Origin of the sequence: Sorangium sp. So ce693 (assembly GCF_051521375.1) — a bacterium.
Classification (GTDB): Bacteria; Myxococcota_A; Polyangia; order Polyangiales; family Polyangiaceae; genus Sorangium; species Sorangium atrum.
On the sequence record NZ_CP150347.1, the window covers coordinates 12,985,567 to 13,000,551 of the forward strand.

The 14,985-nt window shown below is 68.4% G+C and carries 14 protein-coding genes; 7 read left to right on the plus strand and 7 right to left on the minus strand.

The window, feature by feature from the left end:
• Positions 1 to 5: 5 nt before the first annotated feature.
• Genes WMF14_RS48570 through WMF14_RS48585 form a run of 4 tightly spaced genes read left to right on the plus strand, consistent with a single transcriptional unit; the run spans position 6 to position 5,003 of the window.
• Positions 6 to 1,295, plus strand: a complete 1,290-nt coding sequence (locus WMF14_RS48570; RefSeq protein ID WP_437797760.1) for a YcaO-like family protein — start codon at positions 6 to 8, stop codon at positions 1,293 to 1,295.
• Positions 1,292 to 2,698, plus strand: coding sequence for a TfuA-like protein (locus WMF14_RS48575; protein WP_437797762.1), 1,407 nt, complete (start codon positions 1,292 to 1,294; stop codon positions 2,696 to 2,698). Before WMF14_RS48570 ends, WMF14_RS48575 begins: the two co-directional genes overlap by 4 nt.
• Positions 2,695 to 3,657, plus strand: a complete 963-nt coding sequence (locus WMF14_RS48580) for an ABC transporter ATP-binding protein (RefSeq protein ID WP_437797764.1) — start codon at positions 2,695 to 2,697, stop codon at positions 3,655 to 3,657. The genes WMF14_RS48575 and WMF14_RS48580 overlap by 4 nt, the downstream gene beginning before the upstream one ends.
• Positions 3,654 to 5,003, plus strand: a complete 1,350-nt coding sequence (locus WMF14_RS48585) for an ABC transporter permease (RefSeq protein WP_437797766.1) — start codon at positions 3,654 to 3,656, stop codon at positions 5,001 to 5,003. The genes WMF14_RS48580 and WMF14_RS48585 overlap by 4 nt, the downstream gene beginning before the upstream one ends.
• A 48-nt stretch (positions 5,004 to 5,051) precedes the next feature.
• Here WMF14_RS48585 and WMF14_RS48590 read toward each other — a convergent pair whose 3' ends face one another.
• The 6 genes from WMF14_RS48590 to WMF14_RS48615 form a co-directional block, all read right to left on the minus strand.
• The gene (locus WMF14_RS48590) at positions 5,052 to 5,546 is read right to left on the minus strand and encodes an SRPBCC family protein (protein WP_437797768.1); all 495 of its coding nucleotides are present in this window, start codon (positions 5,544 to 5,546) and stop codon (positions 5,052 to 5,054) included.
• Complete coding sequence (locus WMF14_RS48595) at positions 5,530 to 5,862, minus strand: ArsR/SmtB family transcription factor (RefSeq protein ID WP_272096821.1); 333 nt, start codon at positions 5,860 to 5,862, stop codon at positions 5,530 to 5,532. The genes WMF14_RS48590 and WMF14_RS48595 overlap by 17 nt, the downstream gene beginning before the upstream one ends.
• Positions 5,863 to 6,020: 158 nt before the next feature.
• Positions 6,021 to 6,497, minus strand: coding sequence for a hypothetical protein (locus WMF14_RS48600; protein WP_437797770.1), 477 nt, complete (start codon positions 6,495 to 6,497; stop codon positions 6,021 to 6,023).
• A 39-nt stretch (positions 6,498 to 6,536) separates the two neighbouring features.
• Positions 6,537 to 6,740 carry a hypothetical protein gene (locus tag WMF14_RS48605; RefSeq protein WP_437797772.1) on the minus strand — a complete coding sequence of 68 codons (204 nt, stop codon included), beginning with the start codon at positions 6,738 to 6,740 and terminating at the stop codon, positions 6,537 to 6,539.
• A 165-nt stretch (positions 6,741 to 6,905) separates the two neighbouring features.
• A complete protein-coding gene (locus tag WMF14_RS48610; RefSeq protein ID WP_437797774.1) occupies positions 6,906 to 7,418 on the minus strand; it encodes a hypothetical protein in 513 nt (170 codons plus the stop codon).
• A 235-nt stretch (positions 7,419 to 7,653) separates the two neighbouring features.
• Positions 7,654 to 8,178: a hypothetical protein gene (locus WMF14_RS48615; protein ID WP_437797776.1), complete on the minus strand. Its 525-nt coding sequence runs from the start codon at positions 8,176 to 8,178 to the stop codon at positions 7,654 to 7,656.
• A 309-nt stretch (positions 8,179 to 8,487) separates the two neighbouring features.
• Here WMF14_RS48615 and WMF14_RS48620 point away from each other — a divergent pair, with 309 nt between their 5' ends.
• Positions 8,488 to 8,715 (plus strand): hypothetical protein, encoded by a 228-nt coding sequence (locus tag WMF14_RS48620; RefSeq protein ID WP_437797778.1) that lies wholly within the window; start codon positions 8,488 to 8,490, stop codon positions 8,713 to 8,715.
• Between the two features lie 123 nt (positions 8,716 to 8,838).
• Here the strand turns inward: WMF14_RS48620 and WMF14_RS48625 are convergent, their stop codons facing one another.
• Positions 8,839 to 9,711: a helix-turn-helix domain-containing protein gene (locus WMF14_RS48625; RefSeq protein ID WP_437797780.1), complete on the minus strand. Its 873-nt coding sequence runs from the start codon at positions 9,709 to 9,711 to the stop codon at positions 8,839 to 8,841.
• A 626-nt stretch (positions 9,712 to 10,337) separates the two neighbouring features.
• Between WMF14_RS48625 and WMF14_RS48630 the strand changes: the two genes are divergently transcribed.
• A complete protein-coding gene (locus tag WMF14_RS48630; protein WP_437804434.1) occupies positions 10,338 to 14,231 on the plus strand; it encodes an RHS repeat-associated core domain-containing protein in 3,894 nt (1,297 codons plus the stop codon).
• Between the two features lie 56 nt (positions 14,232 to 14,287).
• The gene (locus WMF14_RS48635; RefSeq protein ID WP_437797782.1) at positions 14,288 to 14,905 is read left to right on the plus strand and encodes a leucine-rich repeat domain-containing protein; all 618 of its coding nucleotides are present in this window, start codon (positions 14,288 to 14,290) and stop codon (positions 14,903 to 14,905) included.
• Positions 14,906 to 14,985 lie beyond the last annotated feature (80 nt).

Below are 14,985 nucleotides of genomic sequence, written 5' to 3' on the forward strand. Positions count from 1 at the left end.
GCATCGTGGAGACTCAGACAAAGCTTCCGCCCATGCCTGGGCTCTCGGGCCCCGAGAAGAAGCGCTTCATGAACGGCACCCACCGCGCGGCCTCGCCCGAGGAGACCCTCGATCGGATCAAGGGCTTCATGCCGGCGATGGGGATCACGCGGATCGCCAACGTCACGGGGCTCGACGCGATAGGGATACCGGTCGTCGTCGTCTGCCGCCCCAACTCGCGCTCTCTCTCGGTCAGCCAGGGAAAGGGCCTGACGCTCGCTGCGGCGAAGGTCTCGGGGCTGATGGAGTCGATCGAGGCCTATCACGGCGAGAACATCGTCCGGCCGCTGCTCCTCGGCTCCTCTCGCGAGCTCTCGCGCTCCCACGCGATAGCCGACGTCTCCGCGCTGCCGCGGACCTCGAGCGCGCCGCTCGACGAGGACACCCCGCTCCTCTGGGCCGAGGGCCACGACCTCATGCGCGGCGCCCCTGTGTGGGTCCCCTACGAGCTCGTGCACGTCAACGCCACCGCGGCGGGCCGCGTCAACCCGGGTATCTTCTGCTGTTCGACCAACGGGCTCTCGTCGGGAAACGGGATCCTCGAGGCGGTGAGCTACGGTATCTGCGAGGTGGTCGAGCGCGACGCAACGGCCGTGTGGGGGGCCCTCACCGACGAGGAGCGGGACGCGAGGCGGCTCGATCTCGACAGCATCGATGACCCGGGCTGCCGCGAGGTGCTCGAGAAATTCTCGGCCGCCGGGGTCGCCGTCGGCGCGTGGGAGACCACCTCCGACGTCGGTATCCCCTCGTACGAGTGCCTGATCGCCGAGCGGACGGAGGACGCCGTCCGGGCGCTCCACGGCTCCGGCGGGCAAGGCTGCCACCCGTCGCGCGCCGTCGCGCTGCTGCGCGCCCTCACCGAGGCCGCGCAGACCCGGCTCACGGTCATCTCGGGCGCGCGCGACGACCTCCTCCGGACCGAGTACGACCGCCACCGGAGCCCCGATCAGGTCCGGCACCTCCGCCGGCTGCTGACGGCGCGCGGAGAGCGCCCGTTCTCCGCGGGGCCGACGTTCGCGGGCGACACCTTCGAGGACGACGTCGCCTGGCAGCTCGAGCGGCTGCGCGCGGTCGGGATCGACAGCGTCGTCGCCTTCGATCTCACGAAGCCGGAGTTCGGCATCCCCGTCGTCAAGATCGTGATTCCCGGGCTCGAAGGGATCCACTCGTTCCCGAACTACATCCCTGGCCGTCGGTTCCGCCGCGCGCTCGAGCGCCGGAGCGGGAGCGCGGCGAGCCGGAAGGAGATCGCATGAGCATCATCGTCTTCATCGGTCCGACCCTCTCGCTCGACGCCGCGCGGGCGGAGCTCGACGCCATCTATCTTCCGCCGGTCTCGCAGGGCGACGTCTACCGGGCATGCGCGAAGCGCCCGAGCGCGATCGCGATCATCGACGGCTACTTCGAGCGGGTCCCGGCGGTCTGGCACAAGGAGATCCTCTTCGCGATGGCGCAGGGGATCCACGTCTTCGGGAGCTCCAGCATGGGGGCGCTGCGCGCCGCCGAGCTCTCCGCCTTCGGCATGGAAGGCGTTGGCGCCATCTTCGAGGGGTACCGCGACGGCCTCATCGAGGATGACGACGAGGTGGCCGTCGTCCACGGCCCCGCGGACAGCGGCTTTCGCGCCGGCTCCGAGGCGATGGTCAACCTCCGCAGGACGTTCGACGCCGCGGCGGCCGCGGGCGTGATCACCGCCGCCACGCGCGACGCGCTCACGGCGATCGCGAAGTCTCTTTACTATCCCGACCGCGCCTATCCCGTGATCCTCGACGCCGCGTCCCGCCATGGCGTCCCGCAAGGCGAGCTCGCGTCGCTGCGCGACTTCCTCCCGAAGGGGCGCGTCAACCAGAAGCGCGACGACGCGATCGCGCTGCTCCGGCACCTCCGCGCGCGCGCCGAGGCGGGCTTCTCGCTGAAGACCGTCACCTACAGGTTCGAGGTCACCGAGTTCTGGTGCCGCGCCGAGCAGGCCGCCGGCGAGATGGTCGCCGCGGAGCGCCCGAGCGCCGGCGACCCGTCGCCGTATGAGACGGTCGCCCTCGACGGCATCCTCGACGAGCTCCGCCTCGACGCGGCGGCCTACGGCCGGGCGAAGCGCGGGGCCATGCTCCGGTACCTCGCGCTGCAGGAGGCCGAGCGGCGCGGCCTCACCGTGGACAACGCCGCGCTGGAGCGGACGTCCGACGCCTTCCGCCGCGAGCGGCGGCTCTATGAGCCCGACGACGTGAAGGGGTGGATGCGTCGGTTCAGCGTCGGCTGGGGCGAGCTGACGCGGCTGCTCCGCGACGAGGCGCTCATCGGCTGGGTCGAGAAGGCGACCGACGAGGTGGCGCAGGGCCACGTCCGCGACCACCTCTCGGTCTCCGGCGAGTACGCGGAGCTGCTCTCTCGGGCCCGCGACAAGCAGCAGCGCCTCGCCGAGCTCGGCCTGTCGAACCCCGCCTTCTCCGACGCCGGGATGGCCGAAGGCGACCTGATCCGGTGGTATTTCGAGCGATGCCTTGGCGCGCCCGTGCCGCCCGATCCGGCGGGCGCGCTGCGCTCCGCCGGCTTCGCCGACGCGGACGAGTTCAAGCGCGTGGCGCTGCGCGAGGTGTGTTATCGCCGCGCCGCGCCCGGCGACCGGGCCGCGAGCGCCTCGGCCCCGGAGCGCCGATGACGCCCGCGATCTCGCTCCGCGGGGCGACGAAGGTCTTCGCGTCGCGCCGAGCCGTCGACGCCGTGTCGTTCGAGGTGCGGCGCGGCGGCGCCACCGCGCTCCTTGGCCGGAACGGCGCTGGAAAGACGACGACGATGCGCCTCGTGACAGGCATCCTCCTCCCCGACGAGGGCGCGGTCGAGGTGCTCGGAGGCAGGAGCGACAGCGTCGCGATCCGCGATCGTGTCGGCTACCTCCCCGAGGAGCGAGGCCTGTACAAGCAGATGCCGGTCGCCGAGCACCTGGCCTTCCTCGGCGAGCTCAAGGGCGTCCGCCCGCGCCGCGCGCGCGAGAGCGCCGCGCGGCTCCTCCGGTCGCTCGAGCTCACGCACGTCGCGCGCGCGCGGATCGAGACGCTGTCGAAGGGCAACCAGCAGAAGGTGCAGCTCTGCGGCGCGCTCGTGCACGACCCGGAGATCCTGGTCCTCGACGAGCCCATGTCGGGCCTCGATCCCGTCAACGCCGTGCTCGTGAAGCGGCTCTTCGGGGAGCTCCGCGCCGCCGGAAAGACCCTGTTGCTCTCGACCCACGTCATGCCGCTCGCCGAGAGCCTGGCCGACCACGTGGTCGTCGTCGATGGGGGGCGCGTCGTCCTGGCGGGGCCCGTCGGCGAGGTGAAGGCGTCTTTCGCCGGCAACACCGCGCGGATCGAGTTCGACGGCGACGGCACCTTCCTCCTCGGCGTCGACGGCGTGGTGAGCGCGCGGATCGAGCCCGGCGCGGCGGAGCTCGTGCTGCGCGACGCCGGCGACGCGCAGCGGGCGCTCTCGGCGGCGATCTCGCGCCTCCGGGTGCGGCGGTTCGAGGTCTCGTCGCCGTCGCTCGGTGACATCTTCTCTCGCGTCGTCGGCGAGGGCGCCCCGCCGCCGCTCGCCCACAGGGCGCGCGCGGGCCGGGGCGCGGCGCTGGAGGCATCGTGAGCCGCATCCTCGTCGTCTTGAAGCGTGAGTACGTCGCCGCAGTGAAGACAGCGTCCTTCGCCCTCACGACGCTCCTCCTGCCCGTCCTCTTCGCGGCGGTGGGCCTGCTCCCTGCGCTCATCGTCGCCGTCGGCGTCGGCGATCGCTCGGTCGTCGTCGTCGACGGGACAGGCCGGCTCCGCGGGGTCGTGGAGGCCGCCTCCGCGGGCCTCGCCGAGGAGGCGTCGGCGCGGTCCGCCGCGAGGTCGCTCGGCGCCGCGATGGGCAGCGCGGTGCTCCCGAGGGCCGCCCGGCTGCGGCTCACCTACGTCGCCCCCGGGGACGCCGCCGCCACGAGCGCGGCCGTCGCGGCGCTGCTCGACGGCGCGAGGGCGGGCGTCGAGGCCGGAGGGCCGGGCGTCGACGGCGTGGTGGTGCTCCCGCCCGCGATGCTCGAGGACCCCGGCGCGCGGGGCGCGCTCTACGCGAGGGGGGCTGACCTCGACGCCGTCGAGCGCGCCGCGGCGGCGGTGGCGCGCGGCGTCGCCGTGGCGCGGTGGACGGCGCGCGGCCGCGACGCCGCCGAGATCGAGGGCCTCCTGTCGCCCCCTGCGTTCGATCCGGCGCCTCTCTCCTCGAGCGGCCCTGGGGGCCCCGGCGGCGACCTCGACATGCTCGTCGCCTTCGGCTTCGGCGGCCTGCTCTTCGTCGCGATCCTCTTGAACGGTCGCGAGATCTTGCGCCGCATCGTGCAGGAGAAGTCGGACCGGATCATGGAGATCCTCCTCTCCTCGGTGACGCCGTTCGAGCTCCTGTCCGGGAGGATCCTCGGCCTCGCCGCCGCCGGCCTCACGCAGATCGTCGTGTGGCTCGGGATGGCGGCTGTCGCGGGCGCCGCGATCGGCGCGCTGGGAGGGCCGCGCCTCATCGACGCCGAGACCCTGCTTCGTCCCATGGTCGCCGTGTACTTCGTCGTGTTCTTTCTCCTGGGATATCTCGTGAACGTGGCTGTCTATGCCGTCGGGGGCGCGGCCGCGAGCTCCGAGAAGGCCGCGCAGCAGCTGATGAGCCCTATCTCGATGGCGCTCTCCGCGCCGCCGTTCTTCCTCGTGATCATCGCCGGTCACCCCGGCTCGACGCTCGCCGTCGTGCTCTCGATGATCCCGATCTACGCCCCGATGGTGATGTTCGTCCGGGTCCTCGTCTCCGAGCCGCCGCTCTGGCAGATCCTCGTCGCCATCGGCGGCACAGGCGCGACCGTGCTGCTCTTCATCTGGGTCGCCGCAAGGATCTTCCGGATCGGCGTGCTCTCCCATGGAGCGACGCCGAGCCTCCGTGAGCTCTGGCGCTGGGCCCGCGCCAGGTGACGCGGGCCGACGGCGCGATCGGCTGTCCGAACGCGCGGCGCAGCGCTTTCAAGCTGCCGAGAGCGTCTTGCCTGTCTCGAGCAGCGTCTTCAGATCGCTCAGGATGTAGCTCCAGCCTCCGCCGGCTTCCTTGATCGCGCCCGAGGTGATGGCAGCCGTCTTGGGCGCGTCGCCGACCTCGTGGGTCACGGTCAGCGACGTGATGCCGTAGGGGCTCACCTCGATCTCCCAGGTCAGTCGCCTGAAGCCTTCCTCCTTCATCTCGGGATCCCAGAGGATGCGCCACGTCTGAACGAGCCTTCGCGGAGGGTCGGCCTCGATGACCTCTCCATCGATGATGACCTTGGGGCCGCCGTGCTGGGACATCTCCGCGTTCGCGAACGCCTGGTATTTCCCGCCGGGGCGCAGATCGTACTCCGCGCGGGCGCAGTAACCGTATTTCTCGATCCACTCGGGCTTCGTGATCGCATCCCAGACGGCCTGGGGCGTCGCCTTGATGTGGACTCGGTAGACGTGGACCGGCTTCTCACTCTTCGTCGTCATTGTTCTCCTCCAGCTGCTTCTTCAGATCGACGAGCGCCGAAATGCGCCCCTCCGTGTACTTGTCGATCCAACGATCGTGGATCTGGCGAATGGGGACCGGGTTCAGGTAGTGAAGCTTCTTCCGGCCCGATCGAACCGTGACGACGAGCCCCGCGGCTTCGAGCACACGAAGGTGCTTCATCACGCCGAACCGCGACATCTCGAGCTCGGACTCGAGCTCCGTGAGCGTGAGGCCGTCACGCGCGAAGAGCCGGTCGAGGAGAGAGCGCCGGGTGGGATCGGCCAGCGCCTTGAAGACGCGATCGTCGTCCGTCACCCCCTTGATATGTTACCAAATGGTCACCTGTCAAGGTCCGGCATGCTTGGCCGGCGCAGATCCAGGCGCGGGCCGCTCCAGGTGCGACGATGTAAGATGCGAGGCGCAGGGCGTGCCGCGAGATCGAGAGCGGCCGGTGAGCGGGGCGAGGGGCGACCTCAGAAGCCTTCGCCGTTTTCGAGGATCGACGGGCACATCGCGCGGACGCCCGCGCACTCCTCAGGTGGCTGCAAGAGGTCGAAGTCGGACCCGCACGAGAGCTCCTTGAGGGTGCCGGCCATGGCGATCAGGCATGTCTTGGCCTCCGCAACCGTGACGGCGCACCCCTCGAACTCGTACGTGAAGCACCTGCTCGACGTCAGAGGTTCACCTGGAGAGATAAGGCACTGCCGCCAGATGGCCACGCAGGCCTCTATCTCGCGGGAGTTGAGCAGTCCGACGAGATCGCACTGGTCTGCTTTCGCGAGCTTCATCGGCTGTTTGAGATCGTCGCACACCTGGCTGGCCTCTTCGCTCGTCAGCTCGCCGAGCTGCAGGCTCTCGTCGAGGGCGATCGCGGTCTCGCCCCCATCGTCACCGCAGGCCGCGAGCGCGAGCCCAGCCGCCAGGACCCCGAGAAGCGTCATCCGTCTCATTCGAGCTCTCCTTGACAAGGAAGGTGCGTTCCTGGCCGTTCAGGACCCGCAGGCGCCCCTGTCGCCTCGACGATACCGGCGCTCCGCGCTGTCGGGCAGCGCCCCCATCCGGATCGCCACGTCGGCCTTGCGTGCCACGCGGTCGACCCTCTCGTCGGTGAAGAGCAGATCGGCGACAGCGCGGGATGGCGCTCGAGGCAAGCCGGTCGCGTGCGGCTCGTGGTGGTGCTCGGCCCACCGCATGTCATGGCCTGGTCGGGAAGGAGGCGTAACGGGCGCGGCTCCGGACAGGGAGCTTCACCGCGATGGCGGCGAGGCCAAGGGCCCCGGGCCGTCACTGGCCGACGTCGTGGCGCTCATCGCGCGCTTCGATGTCGTGGCGCCAGAGGACGAACGGTCAGCGGGGCGCTAGCCCTCGCCGTCGGTCTCCCCGGTGCCGACGATATCCGGGCACTTCTCGGTGAGCGCCGCGCACCCTGCCGGGGGCTCCCCGGAGGTGTCGGGCGCCGTTGCACACGTGATCTCCTTGACGGCGTCGGCCTGGGCCTTCATGCACGCCTTGTACTCCGCCACCGTCGCGGTACAGCCCGCGAAGCCCTCGGTGGAGCACCCGCCGTCGCCCTGCGAGGGCTGCTCCGGTGCGCTCATGCACTCGGCCTTGGTGGCCTCGCAGTCACCCCCGAACGCGCCGGCGAACGCGCCGGCGACCTCGCACAGGTCTTCCTTCGTGACGTTGATCGACGCGGCGAGATCCTGGCACACCGCCTGGGAGTCCGCGGCCGTCAGCTGGCCGAGCTGCTTGCCGTCGAGGTCACCTCCGCTCTGGCTCCCGGTGTCCCCGTTGCCCCCGTCGTCGTCGCCCCCGCATGCCGCGAGCGCGAGGCCAGCCATCAGCAATCCAAGAAGCTTCATCCGTGTCATCGAGCGCTCCCTCATCGAGAATGTTCACCAGCGTGTCCGCGCGACGCTCGAGGACGGCTCCGCCGAAGGAAGCGAGCGGGCTGCATCGTCGACCGGGCAGGCGCGCGGGCCGGACCTACTACGACCGCGGTTCCATCTTTCTTCCTGCTGGAGACAAAATAGGCAGCGGCCTCCGGCGCGAGCCCGGCCGCGCGCGATCGCCGAGCCGAGCCGCGCGGCGGGGCGGGCGCTCCGCTCAGGAGCCTTCGCCCGCGCTCTCGTCTTCCTCTTCCTCTCCCTCGAAGAACGCCGGGCACTTCTCTTCGAGCGCGGCGCACGCCGCCGGCTTCTGCGCGATGTCGGCGAGCGTCGATTCGCACGTGAGCGCTTTGATGGTGCCTACCATGGCGCCCACGCAGGCCCTGACCTCCGCGACCGTGGCGGTGCAGCCGGTGAACTCGGACGCTCCACACGAATCGAGCTCGCCCGTCACCTCGGACTCCTCCGCAGCGCTCATGCAGGCCTGCTTGGTAGTCTCGCACTCGATTCCGAACAACGAGCCAACCACCCCCTCGGCCTCGCACTCGTCCTCCTTCGAGATCGTATCGGTCTGCGCGCGGAGGTCGTCGCAGAGGCCGTCGGCCTCCTCGGCCGTCAGCGCGCCGAGCTGCTTGCCTTCGATGTCGCTCCCGCTACCGCCATCTCCATCACCCTCATCACCGCCGCAAGCCACGAGCGCGAGACCAGCCATCAGAAACCCGAGAAGCTTCATCCGTGTCATGTCGAGATCTCCTTGAACGAGGACGTTCACCTTGAGCACACCCGCGCCGCCCTCCAGGCGACGCCACAGCGCCTGGAAGCGCCGGGCGCGGGCGCCTTCCGGGCGACTGCGCTGCTCAGATCGGTCTACGTTCGATGAGAGGATTCCTTTCCTCCCCGAACGGCGCGCGCAGCTTTTTTCCACGCGAGCGCCGCCCGGGCCGCGTATCGGAAGTCCCACGTCCCACCCCGGCGCGCGCGACGCCCGGAGCCCCGAAGAACGGTGGCCTTGGCCCTTCACCACACGCCCGAAGACGCTAGGCTGCGCGCCATGGGACGGGTGAGTCGGGTGACGATGGGCGCAGCGCTCGGAGCCGCGGCGGGGGCTCTCCTGGGGCTGCTCCTGGGAGCGCTCTTCGGAGGCAACTTCGCGACCGGCTTCGAATCAGGGGGGCTACGGGGCTACGAGGCGACGGGCCGGCTCGGCCTGCTGCTGGGCGCGGTGCTCGGGTCGGCGCTCGGCGCTGTCCTGGCTCGGGCGCGACGACGAGACGGTTGAGCCGCAGCCGCCGCGCCCCCGCCGCATTCGAGACCCGATGCGGGGCCGGGATCGGCGCCCCGAGCGCGGGTGAGGAGTCGGCCGTCGACTCCAACGCGGGTGATCTCGGCGCTGGCCGAGGGATCAGGGGCTCATGCCGGCGACGTCGATGAGCGCCGCGCGCGTCCGGGTCGGGGTCGTCCCGCTGAACTGCTTCACGTCGCGCGCGAGGTGCGCCTGGTCGTAGTAGCCGAACTGCTGGGCGAGCTCCGCCCAGGTCCCCGTGGCGCCCGTCTTGAGGTGCCGCACCAGCCGGTCGAAGCGCACGAGCCGCGCGAGGAGCTTGGGCGGGACGCCCACGTGCTCGCGGAACAGGCCGATCACGTGCTTCTGGCTGTAGCCGAGCTCGCGCGCGAGGGTGCGCATGTCGACCGCGCCCCCGCGCTCCTCGATCCGGCGGAACGCCCAGGAGACCACGCCGACCTCGATCCGCGCCTCGCCCACGCGCTCGCCGAGCGCCCGCTCGATCAGGTCGAAGCGCGCGTCCCAGGTCGGGAGCTCCTCGAGGCGCTCCGCCAGCCGGGCGTGCTTCCTGGGGAGCAGATCGCGCGCCGAGATCACGCGCCCGGTCAGCTCCTCCATGGGCACGCCGAAGAAGAGCCGCGCCCCGATCGGGGTGAGGTTCACCTGGAGCCCGCACTGGAACCCGTCGTGCTCGGTGATCGTGAAGCTGGCGTCGAGGCCCGCGACGAAGCCGCCGGGGTGCGAGGAATGACGGCGATCGCTCCCCGCGTCGAACACGCGCAGCGGCGGTCCGAACTCGATGATCACGACGATCTGCGGCGCCGGGAGCTCTCGCCGCCGCAGCGGCCCGGGCGTCTCCTCCGTGTAGCCGCTGTAGTCGCGGATGTAAGGCCGGAGGTGCGGCGCCGGGGGCCGCGTCGCGATCTCCCAGCGGCCCTCACCGGAGTTGCCGCGGGCGATCCGTGCACGAGGCGCCAGCGATTGCATCGCCATCGCGGGAGAAGGGTACACGTCGACGCGGGCGTGAGCCAGCCGCGCGCGCGGGGCGGGCCGCGCGCGCGGGGCGGGCCGCGCGCGCGGGGGCGGGGCGCGTCAGCGGATCGTCTTGCAGCACCTCAGCCCGAGGTGGCATCGTGCTCCTCGGCCTCGGGCAGCGACAGCGCGAGTCTCTGGAAGCCTTTGGCGGAGATCATCGCGGTGCGCCTCGGCAACGGGACGGGTCGCCCTCGCGAGGGGGCTCAGGCCCGGACCGCCTCGAAGATCCGGAAGAAGCTCGGCGTCTAGCGCACGCACGTCACGCCGAGCGCCGCTGCCTCGAGCAGCGCGCGGCAATCGGCCTCCGTGCGCTCGCGTCCCCCATGTCCACGAGCATGTTGATGTCGCTGAACGTGAGGACCCAGTCGAGGGCGGCGCTCCTGTGCTGGGCAGGGCGGCGGGGCCGGTGCCTCCGCCACGAGCAGGCGGCTTCCGTCCTCAGGAGAATGCATTATTTGTTTTGTTGTCGCGTCGCTGCGCTGGCCTGATTAGCATGAGTGCGACGATCCGCCTACCACGGATATCCCGGAAACACAGCGATGGCACGCACCGCACCCGTACCCAATATCCCCGCAATTCCCGGCATGAACCCGGGCGTCTTCATCGCTGGTGGAGGCGGAGGAGGCGGCGGAGGCCGCGGAAAAGGTGGGCGAGGGCGTGGCGGGAAGCGAGGCGCAGGCGGTAAGAATGGCAAGGGAGATGCCAGCGGTGGTGGCAAGGACGCAAAAGGATGCAGCCCCGGCGCGAACGGCGGATGCACCAACTGCAGCCGAAGTATCTCCAGAGGAGATCCCGTCGACGTCATTTCGGGAGAGGTCTTCACAAGCCCTGAGACGGACCTCTTCTTGCCGGGGTTCTTCAACCTCGATATCACCCGTGCATATTCCTCTGCTCGACGCGACGAGGACGTAGGACTGGGATTCGGCTGGAGACATAGCTTGGCCTGGACGCTGGAAGAGACCCGACGCGGACTCGTTCTGCGGTCAGGCGACGGCGGCGTGGAGACCCTTCCGGCGCTGGACGGCACTGGCGAGCAGGCGTCTGTCGGGCCTTGGGGGATTCTACGCACTGAGATGGGCTATGCGGTACGGCCCGGCAACGAGTTCATCCATCACTTCGCCAAGACAGAGCCGACGTCCGCCGTATACAGGCTGGTCGCGGTCAATTATCGAGCCCGTGGCTGGCTGCGTCTGAACTATGAGGCCGGGCGCCTGGTATGCGTTATGGACTCGGCAGGGCGCACCATCGTCTTCCACAGCACCCAGGAGGGTCGAATCCGCTCGATCGCCGTGCCAGATCCGAACGGGGACTCGCTCATCTTCGCCCGCTTCGACTACAATGCTCATGGCGACCTGATCGAGGCCATCGACGCCGATGGTTACTCGACCCGCTACGGGTACGACGAACATCATCGCCTACAGCGCCTCGAATATCCGAGCGGGATCGTTTTTCACTTCGTCTACGACGACGAGGGTAGCTGCATCGAGACCTGGGGAAACTATCCGGGACACGCCGATGCCGCGCTGGCTTCCGAAGCGCCGCCTGTCCTACGTGACGGGCACCCAGCGAAAGGTATCTATCATTGTCGATTTGTATATGATGGCGACTACACCGAGGTTGTCGATTCTGTGCGGCTGCAGCGATTTTTTCGTGGTCCTGCCGATGAAATCGGCAAAGCCGTGAACGCTCGAGGCGGAGTTACGGCGCGTGTCTTCGACGAGCGAGAACGCATGATTTCGCTCACCGATCCGACAGGGGCGACGTGGATTTGGAAATACGATGAGATGGATGAGATTGGGATGGAAACGAATCCCGATGCCCAAGTCCTCCACGTCCGGCGCGACACGCTAGGCCGAGAAATCGAGATCGTCGACCCCGCCGGAGGCAGCACGACGATTCACCGCGACCGCTTCGGCGAAGTCGTCTTGATGCGCGATCAGGTAAATGGGTTGATTCAGTTCAGTCATGTTGAACGAGGTCTCGCGCGTGAGGTCATCGATGAACGCGGTGGGCGGCATCTGTTCGAGTACGACTATCACGGGAACTGCACCGCTCGTACGTTTCCGAACGGGGCGCGTTACCAGTTCACGTACGACTACTGGGGACGCCTGCTTCGGATCGTGAATCCGCTCGGTCACGAAATACATCTGCGCTACACCCGATCGGGGCGGGTGACGCACATCGTGGATCAGCTCGGCCGAACCACGAGTTGTTGCTATGACGGGATGGGCAACCTGGTCGCAACCACCGAGCCGAACGGCAGCACGACGACGTATGAATACGGTGGGTTGAATTGGCTCACGCGCGTCGTGCATCCAGATGGCTCCGAGTTGCGCGCGTTCTACAACCGCGAGGGATGGCTGCTGTACCATCTGAACGAGCGAGGCGAGAAATCCGAGCGCTCGTACCTGGCAGACGGGAACCTCTCCTCGGAGCGCCAGTTTCATGGCGCGAGCGTCCGCTACCAACGGGATCTGCTCGGGCGCATCACGGGATACGACGAAGGCGACGGTCTGCATGAACTGAAGCTCAGTCCGGCGGGGCAGATCCTGGAGCACGTTGCACACGACAACTCCGCGCGGCGCTTCGAGTATGACCCGCGCGGCGAGCTGATGTTCGCGTCCTCCGCGGAGGTCGAGCTCACGTTCGAGCGTGACACGGCGGGCCGGATTACCAAGGAATCCATCACCGTGGAAGGGACGACCTACGTCGTTCAGAGCTGGCGCAACGAAGCCGGAGATCGTTTGGCGCTTCGGACGTCGCTCGGCCACGAGTTGCGCGTGAAGCGAGACGCGAACGGTCGCGTCGCAGCGCTGGAGGACCGCGACGGTCGCGTCCTGTCTATCACGCGAAGCCCGCTCGGCTCCATTCAGCGCATCGATCTCGCCGGCGGCGGAGCCATTCTCGACGCACGAGACGCCGCCAACCGCCTGCGGCGCCGCCACGTCGAGAGGCTGCAGGACGGTCAACGAAGCGATGAGCCGGAGTGGATCGGGGTCGGTCGCGCAGATATGGTCGATCACCGCTACGAGTACACCGCTGTTGACGAGCTCCGTAGCATGTCCACCGCGGGCGGCCTGTCCGATGTGTTCGAGTACGACGCCAGAAAGCGACTCGTTTGCAGGCAGCGTGCCGATGGAACGCGGGAAACGTTTCACGTCGATCCGTGCTCTAATTACAACGAGATCGGCGCCCGCGGTCTCGAGCGCAGCTACGCGCAGGGCAACGTCCTCACGGCGCGTGGGAACACCCAGTACACCTACGACGCGCGGGGCTACCTCATCAAGAAGACGGTGCGAAGCCCGGCATCTCCGACGCTGGAGACATGGCGCTACAGCTGGAACGCGTATGGTCTTCTGGAGAGCGTCGATCGTCCCGACGGACTGCGCGTGGAGTTCCTGTACGACGCGTTCGCGCGTCGCGTCGCCAAGCGCACACTAAGGTATGGGCGCGTCACTGCTCGATACCACTATGTCTGGGACCTCATGTCATTGATCCACGAGGTGAAGATCAGTGATTCTGGGGTGCCGGAGTCTGTCCGCACATACCTGTTCGAGGACTCCGATGACCCGATGCCGCTCGGGCACCGCGACACCGCAGGCGGCGCGTGGGTCTACTATGTAGAGGACGTCATTGGCGCGCCGACGGATCTGATCGATGCGACCGGTCGGTTGCTGGGGAGGCTCGAGCGCTCCGTCTTCGGGAAGGCGCGGCCTGCTCCCGGCTCGAAGGAGACGACGCAATTTCGTCATCCCGGCCAGTACGATGATGCCGAGACCGGTCTTCACTACAATCGCTATCGCTACTACGACCCTGAGATTGGCAGGTACATCAGCCCTGACCCCATCGGCTACTTCGGTGGGCTCAACCTGTTCACCTACGGCCCCAATCCGATCGGCTGGCCTGACCCTCTGGGGCTGGTCATCGCCCAGCTGACAGGTGCGCCGGCGGCGTTCCAGAACTTCGCGGGCAACCCGGGCGGATTCCCGTCCGGCGGCGTGACATCGCCGGGGCTGAACGCTCCCCCGGCAGGCCTCAATCCGCGCAACAACGGATGTGGCGAGCAGAAATTCGCCCAGGAATTGCTTGCGTTCGGAAAGACGCAGCAAGCGCGGGAACTACCGCGCCGGCAGCGCAAGTACAAGCTCGAAGGCAAGTTCCCGCCGTGCCCCACCTGTCATGCGGCGCTGATGCGCGCGGCGGCCGACGCGAACTCGACTGTGGAGTACATGTGGGAGCAGCCAGAGGGGGTGCAAAACAAGGTCACCTACAAGGGCAACACAAACGGCTCGTGCAAGGTCAAGGGGAAGGGGACGGCGGGCAAGGAGGTCGCTACAGGATACGACCACGACTTGGGTGCTGCTGCCAACCCGAAGGCCGCGACGACACAGGGATATTATGGTGTCGCATTCAGCAGTAAGTCGGATGCCACCTATGAAAAGCTGCGCCAGCAACAGAAGAACGAGAGGAAGAAATGAAGAGGGCTGCGAGACGCGCATCATCCTCCGGTGGTCCCTTGGATCGAGAGGGCGCCGTGAATGACGCGCTCAAGCGGATCTCCGCCGCCGCGGATCAAGGGAGCAAGACGCTCAATCTTCGCGCGCTGGGCCTGGACGATCTGCCCGAGGAGATCGGGACCCTCACCACGCTGGAGGAGCTCGACCTGTCCCGCAACGCGTTGAGACAGCTAACGCCGTCGCTCGTCGGGCTCGACCAGCTCGCGAAGCTGGATCTGAGCCGGAATCAGCTGAAGTGGTTCCCCTCGGAGCTGTGCGGCCTGACCAGCCTGCGTAGCTTGAACGCGAGCGACAACGCCATCAAGGACGTTCCGGCCTCGATCTCCACGCTCATCGCGCTCGAGGAGCTCGATATCGGCTTCAACAAGCTTGAGCGACTGCCGATGGAGCTCTTCGCCCTCCCGAGGCTGCGCAAGCTGGAGCTGAGCGGCAATCAGCTGAAGCTTTTGCCACGGGAAGTGGGGCAGATGAAGGAGCTCGTCGAGCTCTGGGTTGTCGACAACCCCTTCTCGGTTCTGCCCAAAGAGATATGGACTCTACCGAAGCTTTCCTGGCTTCACCTGGATGGCGAGCAGTTCGGGCAGGTCCCGGAAGCCGTGCGCAAGCGAGGAAAGCCGACCCTGCAGGTCGTATAACCCTTCGCGGGGCGGGCGGTCCCGCACCGCGCCGGTAAGGCGTCGGGCGGATGACGCACGGACACTCTGCCGCGCGCCGC

Excerpts from the sequence above, each read along its gene's own strand:
- WMF14_RS48575 (WP_437797762.1), top strand. The coding sequence starts at position 1,292 with ATGAGCATCATCGTCTTCATCGGTCCGACCCTCTCGCTCGACGCCGCG.
- WMF14_RS48605 (WP_437797772.1), bottom strand. The coding sequence starts at position 6,740 with ATGCGGTGGGCCGAGCACCACCACGAGCCGCACGCGACCGGCTTGCCT.
- WMF14_RS48590 (WP_437797768.1), bottom strand. The coding sequence starts at position 5,546 with ATGACGACGAAGAGTGAGAAGCCGGTCCACGTCTACCGAGTCCACATC.
- WMF14_RS48600 (WP_437797770.1), bottom strand. The coding sequence starts at position 6,497 with ATGAGACGGATGACGCTTCTCGGGGTCCTGGCGGCTGGGCTCGCGCTC.
- WMF14_RS48625 (WP_437797780.1), bottom strand. The coding sequence starts at position 9,711 with ATGGCGATGCAATCGCTGGCGCCTCGTGCACGGATCGCCCGCGGCAAC.
- WMF14_RS48610 (WP_437797774.1), bottom strand. The coding sequence starts at position 7,418 with ATGACACGGATGAAGCTTCTTGGATTGCTGATGGCTGGCCTCGCGCTC.
- WMF14_RS48615 (WP_437797776.1), bottom strand. The coding sequence starts at position 8,178 with ATGACACGGATGAAGCTTCTCGGGTTTCTGATGGCTGGTCTCGCGCTC.
- WMF14_RS48620 (WP_437797778.1), top strand. The coding sequence starts at position 8,488 with ATGGGACGGGTGAGTCGGGTGACGATGGGCGCAGCGCTCGGAGCCGCG.
- WMF14_RS48630 (WP_437804434.1), top strand. The coding sequence starts at position 10,338 with ATGAACCCGGGCGTCTTCATCGCTGGTGGAGGCGGAGGAGGCGGCGGA.
- WMF14_RS48580 (WP_437797764.1), top strand. The coding sequence starts at position 2,695 with ATGACGCCCGCGATCTCGCTCCGCGGGGCGACGAAGGTCTTCGCGTCG.